The 14,208-nt window shown below is 35.5% G+C and carries 9 protein-coding genes and 1 pseudogene; 9 read left to right on the plus strand and 1 reads right to left on the minus strand.

The features are described 5' to 3' along the window. The 4 genes from HRG09_RS14225 (at position 1) to HRG09_RS14240 (ending at position 6,740) form a co-directional block, all read left to right on the plus strand. Positions 1–1,707, plus strand: coding sequence for a peptide ABC transporter substrate-binding protein (locus tag HRG09_RS14225; protein WP_174101416.1), 1,707 nt, complete (start codon positions 1–3; stop codon positions 1,705–1,707). A gap of 372 nt (positions 1,708–2,079) precedes the next feature. After that, a complete protein-coding gene (locus tag HRG09_RS14230; RefSeq protein ID WP_174101417.1) occupies positions 2,080–3,792 on the plus strand; it encodes a peptide ABC transporter substrate-binding protein in 1,713 nt (570 codons plus the stop codon). A gap of 414 nt (positions 3,793–4,206) precedes the next feature. Further along, a complete protein-coding gene (locus tag HRG09_RS14235; protein WP_174101418.1) occupies positions 4,207–5,913 on the plus strand; it encodes a peptide ABC transporter substrate-binding protein in 1,707 nt (568 codons plus the stop codon). A 35-nt stretch (positions 5,914–5,948) separates the two neighbouring features. Then, complete coding sequence (locus tag HRG09_RS14240) at positions 5,949–6,740, plus strand: class I SAM-dependent methyltransferase (RefSeq protein ID WP_174101419.1); 792 nt, start codon at positions 5,949–5,951, stop codon at positions 6,738–6,740. Positions 6,741–6,848: 108 nt separating this feature from the next. On the opposite strand, the gene HRG09_RS14245 is transcribed toward HRG09_RS14240, so the two are convergent. Continuing rightward, entirely contained in the window at positions 6,849–7,178 is a 330-nt protein-coding gene (locus HRG09_RS14245; RefSeq protein WP_174101420.1) for a hypothetical protein, read from the minus strand. Positions 7,179–7,317: 139 nt separating this feature from the next. Here HRG09_RS14245 and HRG09_RS14250 point away from each other — a divergent pair, with 139 nt between their 5' ends. From HRG09_RS14250 to HRG09_RS14270, 5 genes and pseudogenes are all read left to right on the plus strand, one after another. Then, entirely contained in the window at positions 7,318–7,653 is a 336-nt protein-coding gene (locus tag HRG09_RS14250) for a hypothetical protein (RefSeq protein ID WP_174101421.1), read from the plus strand. Between the two features lie 110 nt (positions 7,654–7,763). After that, positions 7,764–8,066 (plus strand): annotated as a pseudogene (locus tag HRG09_RS14255) (P1 family peptidase); the annotation flags it as partial. A gap of 284 nt (positions 8,067–8,350) precedes the next feature. Next, positions 8,351–10,450, plus strand: a complete 2,100-nt coding sequence (locus tag HRG09_RS14260) for a vWA domain-containing protein (protein WP_174101422.1) — start codon at positions 8,351–8,353, stop codon at positions 10,448–10,450. 173 nt (positions 10,451–10,623) lie between these two features. Beyond that, complete coding sequence (locus HRG09_RS14265) at positions 10,624–13,986, plus strand: tubulin-like doman-containing protein (RefSeq protein ID WP_174101423.1); 3,363 nt, start codon at positions 10,624–10,626, stop codon at positions 13,984–13,986. Between the two features lie 57 nt (positions 13,987–14,043). After that, entirely contained in the window at positions 14,044–14,187 is a 144-nt protein-coding gene (locus HRG09_RS14270) for a phosphonate ABC transporter permease (protein ID WP_174101424.1), read from the plus strand. Positions 14,188–14,208: the final 21 nt, after the last annotated feature.

The following is a 14,208-nucleotide window of genomic DNA, read 5'->3' on the forward strand; positions in this document are numbered from 1 at the left end:
GTGAAAAAGAAAAAAATGAAAAAACTAACAGCAGTCGTAGCACCAGTTTTAGCAATGAGTATGGCATTGACAGCATGTTCTACAGGTGGAGACAAAAAAACAAGTACGAATTCAAGCGGAAGTGATAGCAAATCAGGTGAGAAATTAGCAGCGAAACAAGTGCTAAATCGTACAGAGACAAATGAAATTCCAACAATGGATACTTCGAAATCAACAGATACACTTGGTTCTCAAATTTTAGGGAATACAATGGAAGGTCTATATCGCCTTGATAAAGATAATAAGCCAATCCCAGCTGCTGCTGAATCTAGCACAACAAGTGAAGATGGGAAAAAATATACATTTAAACTTCGTAAAGATGCAAAATGGTCAAACGGTGATCCAGTAACAGCGAAAGATTTCGTATATGCATGGCAACGTTTACTAGATCCAAATACAGCTGCAGAGTATGCGTTCATTGCATACTACATTAAAAATGCAGAAGCGATTAATAAAGGAAAAGCGGAAGTATCTACACTAGGTGCAAAAGCGATAGATGATCACACGCTTGAAGTAGAGCTAGAAACAGCAACTCCATATTTCTTGAACTTAACAGCGTTCCCATCGTACTATCCACTAAATGAAAAGTTTGTAAAAGAAAAGGGCGATAAATTTGGTTTAGAGTCTGATACGACAGTTTACAACGGACCATTTGTTTTAACGGATTGGAAACATGAAGAAGGTTGGAAACTGAAGAAAAATGATAGTTATTGGGATAAAAAGACTGTAAAATTAGATGAGATTAACTACAGTGTTGTAAAAGATATGGCAACTCGTGTAAATCTATATGATAGTGGCCAAATTGACTTTACTTTACTAAGTGGGGAGTTTGTTGATAAATATAGAAACAAAGAAGGAGAGTTTGGAACATATTCGGAACCAAGCACATTCTACTTACGTTTAAACCAAAAACGTGCGAATCAAGATACACCACTTAAGAGCAAGAAATTACGTGAAGCAATTGCGTTATCTATTAATAAAAAAGATTTAGCAAATGTTATCTTAAATGACGGTTCTAAACCTGCGGATTATTTAGTACCAAAAGGATTAGCAAAGAGTCCTGACGGAAAAGACTTCCAAGAAGAGTTTAAAAATGGTTTAAAACATGATACGAAAAAAGCAGTAGCAGCATGGGAAGAAGCGAAAAAAGAACTTGGTAAAGATCAAGTGACATTAGAATTCTTAAACTATGATACAAGTAATGCGAAAAAAGTTGGGGAATATGTAAAAGATCAAATTGAGAAAAACTTAAAAGGTGTCACAGTAAATATTAAAATGCAGCCATTCAAACAAAAACTGAAATTAGAATCTGAACAAGATTACGATTTCTCATATGGCGGCTGGAGCCCAGACTATGCGGATCCAATGACATATTTAGATATGTTTGAAACAACAAACTCTCAAAACCAAATGAGTTACTCAAATCCAAAATATGATGAAATCATCAAACAAGGTAAGACAGATTTAATGGCGGATGCGAAGAAACGTTGGACAGAGTTAGGGAAGGCTGAAAAATTGTTACTTGAAGAGGATGTAGCGCTTGTACCATTACATCAAAATGCTAGATCGTATGTAATGAAACCAAACGTAAAAGGTGTTGTAAAACATAATATTAGTCCAGAATACAGCTTCAAGTGGGCTTATGTAACTGAGGAAAATAGTAAGTAATAAAGATAAAAAAGCATTTCTAAAAGTAGTATATCTACTTTTGGAGGTGCTTTTTTGCTATGGATAGAATCTTTCTTAAATTGACTTTAGTTATTAAAAGCGATGTCTATCATGTATAAGGAATTTTAATATTAATTAAATTAAATGATAAGAAGTGCATTGCTATCATATAGTGAATAGGGGTATTTTGTAAAATAGTGCAACTAAAATATATTGTCATTATAGTAGAAAATATTTTAAGATTTTTAAAAAATAACTTTACAAAACTTAAAAAAACAGTAGAATATTATTTAATAAGAATTTTCTGATAATACTAATATATCAGAAAACTAATGGAGGTATCATCGTACATATAATTAGGGAGGTACACAAATGAAGAAGAAAAAGATGAAGAAATTAACAGCAGTTGTAGCACCAGTTCTAGCAATGAGTATGGCGTTATCGGCATGCTCGGGATCAGGCGGAGATAAGAAGACAAGTACAACGTCTAATAGTGGGGAAGAGAAAAAATCGGATATTAAATATGCAGCAAAACAAGTATTAAATCGTACAGAGAATCAGGAAATTCCAACAATGGATACTTCGAAATCAACAGATACACTTGGTGCACAAATTTTAGGGAATACAATGGAAGGTTTATATCGCCTTGATAAAGATAATAAGCCAATTCCAGCGGTAGCAGAGTCTAGTACAAAGAGTGAGGATGGTAAAAAGTATACATTTAAGCTTCGCAAAGATGCAAAATGGTCAAATGGTGATCCAGTAACGGCGCATGATTTCGTATTCGCATGGAAACGCTTACTAGATAAAGAAACAGCAGCTGAATATGCATTTATTGCATACTATATTAAAAATGCAGAAGCTATCAATAAAGGAGAAGCAGACGCATCAACATTAGGGGCAAAAGCGGTAGATGACTATACACTTGAAGTAGAATTAGAAAAGCCTGTTCCATACTTTTTAAATTTAATGGCATTCGCATCATACTACCCATTAAATGAAAAGTTTGTAAAAGAAAAAGGAGATAAATTTGGTTTAGAGGCGGATACAGTTTTATATAACGGACCATTCGTAATGTCTGAGTGGAAGCATGAGCAAGGGTGGAAGTTGAAGAAAAACGATAATTATTGGGATAAAAAGAGTGTGAAACTAGAAGAAATTAATTATAGTGTTGTAAAAGAAATAGCTACAAAAGTGAACTTATATGATACCGACGCGATTGACTTTACGTTATTATCGGGAGAGTTTGTTGATAAATATAAACCGAAGAAAGATGAATACGGTGAGTATGCAGAATCAAGTACTTTCTTCTTACGTTTGAATCAAAAACGTGGTGGTCAAGATACACCACTTAAGAGTAAAAAATTACGTGAAGCGATTGCGCTATCAATCGATAAAAAAGGCTTAGCAAATGTTATTTTAAACAACGGATCGAAACCAACGGACCAATTAGTACCAAAGGGACTAGCAAAAGGTCCAGATGGTAAAGATTTTACAGAGACATTTAAAAGTGGTGTAAAACAAGACACGAAAAAAGCAGCGGCAGCATGGGAAGAAGCGAAAAAAGAACTTGGTAAAGACCAAGTGTCAATTGAATTGCTAAGTTATGATGATGGAACAGCGAAAAAAGTTGCTGATTATGTAAAAGATCAAATTGAGAAAAATTTAAAGGGTGTAACAATTAATACGAAAATTCAACCGTTTAAACAAAAGTTAAAACTAGAGACAGAGCAAGACTATGAAATCTCATATGCTGGATGGAGTCCAGACTATGCGGATCCAATGACATTTATCGATATGTTTGAAACGAAGAGTCCGTACAACCAGATGAGTTATTCTAATTCAAAATACGATGAAATGGTTAAACAAGCAGGAAATGAATTATTGTCTGATGTGAAAAAACGTTGGGAAGTGTTAGGAAAAGCAGAAAAATTATTACTTGAAGAAGATGTAGCAATGGTTCCGTTATATCAAAGAGGCAATGCATATGTAATGAAATCAAATGTAAAAGGAATTGTAAAACATAATATTAGCCCAGAGTACAGCTTTAAATGGGCGTATATAGAGGAGAAAGGCGGAAAATAATAAGCTTTAGAAAAGCGTCTCCAGAGGTGAGCACACCACTTTTGGAGAGGCTTTTTCATGGGAAGAATCTAGTTTATCAATTTGAATGGATCAAGAGTGGAAGAAGAAAGTAAAGGAATGTTTTACATTCAAATGATTTATAACGAGAAAGAGGCATATATAATAGCACTTAAAAAAATAGAAAAGAATAAGAAGGTTTTGAGGCTCATATAGTAGATGGGGAGAATCTTGTAATACTACTATTAAAAAGCGAATTATTATAGAAAAAATATTTTCAGAATTTTTAAAAAGAAACTTTACAAACTCGGAAAAAATAGTAGAATATTAATTAATAAGAATCTTCTGATAACTTGATGGATATCAGAAAATCTCTCAAGAGTATCATCGTACATATAAATTAGGGAGGGTATACAAATGAAAAAAGTGAAAAAATTAACAGCAGTTGTAGCACCAGTTTTAGCAGTAAGCATGGCACTCACAGCATGCTCTGGATCAGGTGGGGATAAGAAGACAAGTACAACGTCTAATAGTGAGGAAGAGAAAAAATCGGATATTAAATATGCAGCAAAACAAGTACTAAATCGTACAGAAACAAACGAAATTCCAACAATGGATACTTCAAAAAATACAGATACTCTTGGGTCACAAATTTTGGGGAATACAATGGAAGGATTATATCGTCTTGATAAAGATAATAAGCCAATCCCAGCTGTCGCAGAATCTAGTACGAAGAGTGAGGATGGAAAAAAATATACATTTAAACTTCGTAAAGATGCAAAATGGTCAAACGGTGATCCAGTAACGGCGAAAGATTTCATATTTGCATGGCAACGGTTGGTAGATCCAAATACGGCTGCAGAGTACGCATTTATTGCATACTATATTAAAAATGCCGAAGCTATTAATAAGGGGAAAGCGGAAGTAGCTACACTAGGTGTAAAAGCTGTAGATGATTACACACTTGAAGTAGAACTGGAAAGAGCAACTCCATATTTCTTAAACTTAACGGCATTTGTATCGTATTATCCACTAAATGAAAAATTCGTAAAAGAAAAAGGAGATAAATATGGTTTAGAATCTGATACAGTAGTTTATAATGGACCGTTTGTTCTAACGGATTGGAAGCATGAAGAAGGCTGGAAGCTGAAGAAAAATGATAGTTATTGGGACAAAAAGAATGTGAAACTAGAAGAAATTAACTATAGTGTTGTAAAAGATGCAGCGACTCGTGTGAATTTATATGATAGTGGTCAAGTTGACTTTACTTTATTAAGTGGAGAGTTTGTTGATAAATATAGAAATAAAGAAGGTGAGTTTGGAACATATTCAGAACCAAGTACATTCTACTTACGTTTAAACCAAAAACGTGCTAACCAAGATACACCATTAAAGAGCAAAAAATTGCGTGAAGCAATTGCATTTTCCATTAATAAAAAGGATTTAGCAAATGTAATTTTAAATGATGGTTCTAAACCCGCGGATTATTTAGTACCAAAAGGATTAGCGGCTGGTCCTGACGGTAAAGATTTCCAAGAAACGTTTAAAAATGGGTTGAAACCGGATGCGAAAAAAGCAGCAGCAGCATGGGAAGAAGCGAAGAAAGAGCTTGGTAAAGATCAAGTGACACTTGAGTTCTTAAACTATGATACAAGTAACGCTAAAAAGGTTGGAGAATATGTAAAAGATCAAATTGAGAAAAATTTAAAAGGTGTAACAGTTAATATTAAAATGCAGCCATTTAAACAAAAACTGAAATTAGAATCTGATCAAGATTACGATTTCTCATATGGCGGCTGGAACCCAGACTATGCGGACCCAATGACATACCTAGATATGTTCGAATCAACAAACTCTCAAAACCAAATGAGTTACTCAAATCCAAAATACGATGAAATGATTAACAAAGGTAAGACAGAGTTAATGGCGGATGCGAAGAAACGTTGGGAAGAGTTAGGCAAGGCTGAAAAATTGTTACTGGAAGAAGATGTAGCGCTTGTACCGTTATATCAAAATGCTAGATCGTATGTAATGAAACCAAACGTAAAAGGAGTCGTAAAACATAACATCAGTCCAGAATACAGCTTTAAGTGGGCTTATGTAACAGAGGAAAACAGTAAGTAGTAAAGACAAAAGCATTCCTAAGGTGGTCCTTAGAAATGCTTTTTTATTTTGCACCGTTTTTTATGTTTATGAATATAGCTATTGTAGAAAAAATGAAGGAGAATCCTATGAAACGGAACGTGTATATTGATTTTTTAGCTTATTACGGAATTGGGAGTGCACACCCTGGTGGTTTTACATTAACAAAAAAGGTATTGGCACAGTTGCTATTACATCGTGAAGCAAATGTGCTTGAAATAGGGTGTGGAACAGGGCGTACAGCAGCTTATATGAAAAAACAATTTGGTTACAATGTGACGGCAATTGAAAATAATGAGATTATGATTCAAAAGGCGAAAAATAGATGGTTACAAGAACAATTACCTATTGGGCTGATTAAAGGGAATGTGGAGCAGTTGCCGTTTTTGAACGAGCAATTCGACCTTGTATTAGGAGAATCTGTACTTGCTTTTACAAAGAAAGAGCGGGCGATTCCAGAATGTTATCGTGTCTTGCGAAAGAACGGGAAGCTTATTGTGATTGAAATGATTATTGAGAAACATTTACCAAAAGAAGAAGAGGATAAAATAACACAATTATATGGAATAAAAGAGTTACAAACAGAAAAGGAATGGATGGATGTATTTCAAATAGCAAACTTCCAAAGGATAACAATAGTAGGTGGAGGAACGATTGCTGAGACGGTTGCAGGCCAAATAGAGCAGCCAGAATGGAATTTGTCACATTTTATTCCATCAGAATTGTATGATGCTTGGGTACAACACGAGCAAGTATTACAAATGTACCAACATATTTTAGGGCACCGTGTATTTATTTGTGAAAAATAAAAAGCAGACCCAAAGATCTGCTGTGTGTATTTGTGTATAATAGGATTATTATATCGCGTTATTTTTGAAAAGGAGTTGACTAGAAAATGCAGTCAACTCCTTTATATATTAGATGAAAAATAATGCGGCTAAAGAAATACCAAAAATAAACCCGAAAGCTAATTGAATGGCGCCACTTCCACAAAAACCTCTATCAAAACCAAATCCACAACGGTTACATCGACGTATTCCACCACAAAAGTCACAGCCGCCATTTGCATATGCATCATAGTATCCAAAACCGGTATCAAAAGATGGACGATGAATCGGCTCAATCCAAACAGAATCATCTGTTACGTCAACTATTTTACCTAGATGAATATAACCATCGCGATCTTCAATTCGTACAACTTTACCAAAATAGCGTCGGCAAGTATTATAACATTTTTGACGATGCACGTTCTTTCCTCCTTCCGTGTTACAGTAATACGATATGTCATCGGGACAAGTGCGGCTTGTACGATTGACCTAAGTCTCATAATTGTTACGAGAAAGGGAAAAGATAAGGGGAGAGTGTATGTGAAAAGGAGTGGGACATATGGAACCTAAAGATCAATTTCAAACATATGAAGTTCCTTGGGGTGAATTTACAAATGCCCTTCGTAGTGAAATGGAAAAGCAAGTAGGGGCAGATATTATCGATAGGATTGTTTGTGATTTAGCAGATGGATTTGAAGTGTATACATATATACAAGGAGATTTGGATTTTGAATATGAAGAGGTACTTGAACGGAAATTTGGAAGTGATGGAGAAATCCCCAATTTGTTAACAGTTATGTTATTAGCAAGTATTTATCATACAAGCGAAGAGAATATTCGCCTGCATGCGGATCGTAAAGATAACCCAATTGTTGAAGTATACGTGAAACAATAGAAACACGCTTTTATCGGCGTGTTTTTTTATTTGTATGATAAAATATAAGAAAATTCTTGATTTAAGGAGAAGTTATGGAATAGAAACGGTTACGAGATCTTGGGGGTGTAATAGGTAACTTTGAAACAGGTTTGTATAATGCGATAACGGATGTACAAGGAGTCCAAGTTGGACATGTTACACTTTTTGAAAAGGATACAGTTCGTACAGGTGTTACGGCTATTTTACCCCACTCCGGAAATTTATTTTATGAAAAGGTATTTGCGAGCAGCTATGTAATTAATGGATTTGGAAAAACGGTTGGAACTATTCAATTACAAGAACTGGGCGTCATAGAAAGCCCAATTTTGTTAACGAATACACTGTCGGTAGCGGCTACTTTGCATGGAACGATACAATATATATTGCAGCAAATTGAAGTGCTGTGCTAAATAAAAAAATCAAACTTTTTTACGAGAGCTTTCAGTTTGAAAAGTCTGTTTTGAGATGTTTATTTCAAAATAGACTTTTTCTTTGCGTATAAATAATAAGGTAGATATGCAGGTAGAAAATACGAAAAGGAATGTTTCTATTTTGAATTTTGTTTACATAATAAGATTATGTCGTGATTTCTGCCCTAAAATACAAGTCATATATCTTGTTTCTTTTCATAAATTTAAACATAGGAATTTGTCTACAAAGGTGGCGAAGCCTCATCATGAAGATTCGAATCTGTGCCACATTCATTTTTTTTCTATTAGTATGTTTGAATCCTTTTTTTACTTTTGCAAAAGGAGAGGAGGCAAAAGAAAGGGTCGTTTCACTTGTATATGATGATTCTGGCAGCATGCGAAATAACGATCGCTGGAAATATGCCAATTATGCTTTGCAAAGTTTAGTTGCATTATTAGATGAAAAAGATAGATTTTCATATGTTCCAATGAGTCGTCCTACTGAAGCGTTAAATGTTATGTTAACAAATGAAAAAAGGCAAACAGAGATCAATCAAATTGGGGCATGGAAGAACTATTTAAATACACCGTTTAGCGCAGTAGAGACCGCAATGCAATCTATTAAAAAGGAAGCGGACATAAATGGAAAACGTGAATTTTGGCTTATTGTATTAACTGACGGGGCATTTAATGAATTAGAAAAAGAAAAAACTGGTGGTAAAGAGCAAATCACGCAGAAACTAAAGGGATTTAAACAAGAAATGGAAGCGAAAAAAATATCATTACATCCAGTTTTAATAACAATGGAAGAGAATCTAGGACAGCAAGAGCAACAACAGATGAATACGTTCAAAGAAATTTGGAAGAAAGAAATAAATGGTATTATCATGCCGACAAGCGGGGAAGATGGGGTCATTGAGAGTGTAAATCAGACTGCGGCTTTGATTGCGAATCGAGATCCATTTTCTTCTGTTGAATCTGTTGTGAAAACGAGTATATCAGGCAATAAATTAGAGGTTACTACACCATTTCCATTAAAAAGAATGACACTTGTGCAACAATCTTCTAATGCATCTCAATATCAAATCGAACAACTTTCTAAACCATTAGCAGTACAATCGTCCTTTTCGATTCATGCACCAGGAGAATCGAAATTATATGGAGGTATTACACATATTATTGCTACGAACGGTGAAGTGATGAAACCAGGGACATATACGTTAGAAATTGATAGAGATATTGTGAAAGAAGGATTGAAAGTACTTGTCGAACCAGCACTTGATTATACCGTTTCTACTTATGATAAAGAGGATGAATCGAAAAGAAATGTAGAGAAAATGTATGAGGGAACGAAAGCAGTGATTGAAGCGAAACCGACGGATTTACCCATTCAATCTTCTTATTTCCAAGCAGAAATAGAACTAGATGGAAAACAGCATCCAATGAAATGGGATAATAAAAGAAAACTATTTTACTATGAAACGCAAGTTGGAAAACAGCCAGTACGCGGAAAAATTCATATGAATATAAAGGGGTTTTACAGGCAAACGAGAGAGTTCCGAATTGATCCGATGCCAAAGGCAAAATTATCTTTGCAGATTATAACGAAAGATTATGAAGAAAAGGTGACGAATTTAGAAAAAAGCAAACCATTTGTGTTGCAGCCATTACTGAATGGTGAACCAATGGCAGAAGGGGAAGTAAAGAAGCTATTGCAATCTACTGGTGTCACATCTCATCAATCGATCAACTACGAACTGCGGCAACATGACAATCAAATTTATGTGTATCCTCGTCCTTATTACTCCGATACATTCAATTTTACAGATACCGGCACCATAGAAGCTACCATCACTATAAACGATTTAAGGTTACAAAAAGTGAAAAAAACGATTTCGTTTCATATTCAAAATGCACCATTTTGGGAACGTTATGCGATAATTTTTCAACTCGTAATTCCAGTTGCATTACTGTTTTTGCTTGTTACAATTCTTGTTTTAGGATGGATTGTCCGGCCGAGATTTCATCGGAAAGCAATGTTGTACTACGAATGGGATCAAGAGGTAGCGAAAGATTGGCTTTATCAATCAGAACCAGAATTATTAAAAAATAAATGGTGGAAACATTATTTTGGTATTCCATTTCGAGCAGAACGAAAGACGATACAATCCGTAACCTTTATAGCGAAAAAAGGTTCGAAGTCTGTGTTTGTAGCAAAGGAATCACAAGTGATTGGTATGATCATTGACGGTATGTTTATAACAGAGGAAGAGGTCGGAAATGAGCATAAGACATTATATCCGAATGAGATTTTATTGATTGATCGGGGGTATGGAAAGGAAATCTATCGATACGAATGTGAATGATAGGAAGTTCAAAAAGTCCGGTAAAGATAGCTTTCGCATTTCGTCGTTGCATCGCCAGTCCGGTACTCATGTAGTGTTAGCTACACTCCGTATCCTCCTGGCTTCTGCGCCTTGAACTGCTCGGCTCTCTTTATCCTCCTTTTTGAATACGTACTAATAGGAAGGTGGTTCACATGACATTACAAGTTCCTACAATTTTAATTGGTTTAGGTGGAATCGGGAGCACTGTTACACATCAAATATATGAAAGATTGCCAGAGGAGCGACGTAAAAAGGTAGCGATGCACGTGTTTGATACAGACGTGAATACATTAAGTAAATTTGAACACATTCGTAAGTTTAAGACACAAACGAGCTCTAGTAAAACGCCCAGGGAATATATTGCGGGGGATCCAACGATTCCAGAATGGTTTCCAATGGATCCTACTATTCTTGATAAGCCGTTAACAGAAGGAGCTGGTCAACTTCGTGTGATTTCACGTTTAGCTCTTCGGGCGGCGATGAAAGAAGATAAATTGACTGCTTTTTGGCAAGAAATCGAAAAGATTTTTCCGGTTACAAGTGATCAAACAGAGTATGGTGTTCGTGTTATTATCGTTACATCATTAGCTGGTGGTACTGGTTCAGGGATGTTTTTACAAATTGCATTGTATCTACGCGAGATGCTTCGAAAAAAATTACAGCATCATAACATTTTAATACGCGGTGCATTTTTAATGCCAGATGCACTGGTGAAAACGCGCACGGTTAGTGCGAAAGAATTTGAAACTGTGCAGGCGAATGGCTATGCGTCATTAAAAGAACTACACGCGATTACACTTGGCTCAACAGGTGAATTATCAAAACGGGGCGGTGTAACAATTGAACTAGAGTATCGTCCAGATCAAGTAGATGAAGACGGAAGAACGAATCATACAATTAAAGAGCATCATTTACCATATAATTATTGTTTCTTATATGATTATGAGAATTTACATGGTCATCATTTACACAATCTATCAGATTACATGGAACAAATGACAAATACGATTTATTTACAGTTATTTAGTCCAATGTCTACAAGTCATTTCGCACAAGAAGATAATCAAATTCAGCAATTGGCGGAATCAAACGGGAAAGCGCGTTATTGCGGTGCTGGAACTGCAAAGCTCATTTATCCGTATGAGCATGTACTAAAATATTGTGCTTTAAAATGGGCGGTGCAAGGGTTAGATGAATCGTGGTTACATTTAGATCAATTGTTTCAAGAGAAAAAACAACGGTATGAACAAGATGTTCGTCGTGGTATGCAGCGTGAGAAGCCAGAGCGAGGAAAGAGTTATTTAGAAGATTTAGAGCATCTTGCCACTCGCCCGGAGCAAGCGCATATTTTCTATCGACAAATGTATAATGAAACGCGTGAAGGAGCTGAAGGCGGGAAGGTTGGAGTTGCGAAATCAAAGCTGTTTTTAGAAGCAGTTGAAAGCTATGTACATCGTACTGTACAAAAAGACGAAGAGTTAAATAGGTTGCAGCATGAATGTAAAATATATGCCGCAAAGCTTAAAATAATGGAGCAAATGAAGGGAGAAGTGGCAAGAGTTGATCACGCTGTTCGGTTGTATGCTTATGCGATACCAAGCCGCGTACATGAGCATGTGACGACACTTTTATACGACATGATCGAATCAGACCGCTATACACCAAGTGGATCAGAGGGACAGTCATACCAACTGAATACATGGTTTCTAAAGAAAACAGAAGCTGTTCACCCAGTGGCCGCTCGTTTTATGTTGTATGAGATTCGTAAGCAATTAGTCGAGAAAATGAATCGATTACATGAGAATAATGAACAGAAGCGCAATTTAATTCAAAATTACGATAAGAAATTTAATGTAAGCAATATTGATGGTACAGTAACAGCGGTACGCCGCGTTGAACTTGCACAGCAGCAAGGGTGGTTTGGAAAGATGTTCTACAATCAGCAGCGTACATTCCGAAAAGAATTCGAAGATATCATCACACAATATGTGCATAAGTTGAATGAATATCGTAAAGAAATGTTACTTGAACTTGTTTATCAATCACTATATCAAGCTGTAAACAAAATGATTCAACATTGGGAAAGATTCTTTGATAACTTACAGGAGACACGTGAAAACTTACTATTTGAAATTCAAAAACGGAGTAAAGAATTTGAAGGGAGAACAAATCCGACAAATGTATATGTGTTAGCAGATGAAAAATTACAAGAAAAAATATGGCAAGATATGCAGCAACATTTAAATTTAGGTGTACTTCCAAAGGATATATCAGCGGAGATTTATATGAGTTTGTACGGGGAATATTGCCGCGATGCGCAAGCAGAAGAAAGTCAATCGAAGAAGGTAGAAGATTTTTATCGAGAGCATATTTTAACGTATTGTTATTCAGAGCTCCAAGTTCGATATCGAGACAAACTAGAACTCAATATTATTGAAGCATTACGAAAAGAAGCTGACTTTAAAAAACGTGATCGTAATGAATACGTAAGAGAAAAAATTGAAGACCTCTTTCATTTAGCAAGTCCATTTATTCCGAAAGTAGCTCATCATCGAGAGTTACAATATTGGGGTATACATCCTTCGCTAAAACAAGAATTACAAGAAGAACTTTTGCAAGAAATATTCCAAGAAAAAGATACGGTGAATGAAGCATTTTCGCAATTTGAGGTAATTTGTTACCGAGCGCATTATGGATTGTCATTGCAAGATTTTCCTAAACTTTCTTCTGGTCATATCGCAAATGGTTTTATGCATGATAAAGGTGATTATTTTCAATCGTATTATCGCCGTGTGAATAAATTAAATATCAAAAAATCGAATTTAACACCGCATTTAGATAAATATTGGCACTTACCAGCCTTTATGCCGGACTTAAATGCGACGCAAACAAAATTAGATTATGATAAATGTAATCGTGCTCTTCTTTATGCATATATGTACCGGTGGATTAGTCTTGTCGCTGTCGACGGTCAATTTGTCTATCAATATAACGGTGTAGGGCGTAGCTTCTTAATACAGTCCATGGGGAAAAATATTTCAAGTGAAAGTTATAAATTGCACCGTGCATTGCTTCATAATCCATTTATTTATGAAAATATTTTGTCGCGTTTTGAAGAAGAACAAGAAAAAGCAATGCTCCAAGGCGGACATTTGTACACGCAAGCTTTTGTGTTAGGTGCACAAGATGTAAGATGGCTTAGAAAAGAACATGTCCATAATATTTTAGATATTATTTTAATGTATGATCGGGAGGCAAAGTATGATCCAACGTTAGAGGAAACATCAGATGAATTGTTACGGTTACTTCTTGATGAAATTTTAGTTTATTTCCAAGATTATTATGGAACTGGTGCTGAAATGGTAGCAAAGAAAGAAGCAGAGTTGTTTGTAAAACAACTATGGGACCGTTCGCATGCGAAAGGCTATGTGGATCCAAATAGTGCACCTTATAAAAAATGGCAACATGTATTACATGTTCAAGATGAGGAACAAGACACAAAAACGAATGTATAGAATGAAGATAGGGAACCCTTAATTATGCCAATACTATTTTTGAAAAGAGGGGTTCAGGTGCCATTTTTAGGAAGCGTGTATCAAATATTTGGATTATATCCTGAGATTTATCATACGATGATTTCGATGGAAATGCAGGAAGAAGAATTGCGTGATGAGCATGTGGAAAAGAACAATACGGAAATAGAAATGGAAGATTAGGAAAAACCATGCAGAGCTTTA

The organism is Bacillus sp. Xin1 (assembly GCF_013314535.1).
Lineage (GTDB): Bacteria > Bacillota > Bacilli > Bacillales > Bacillaceae_G > Bacillus_A.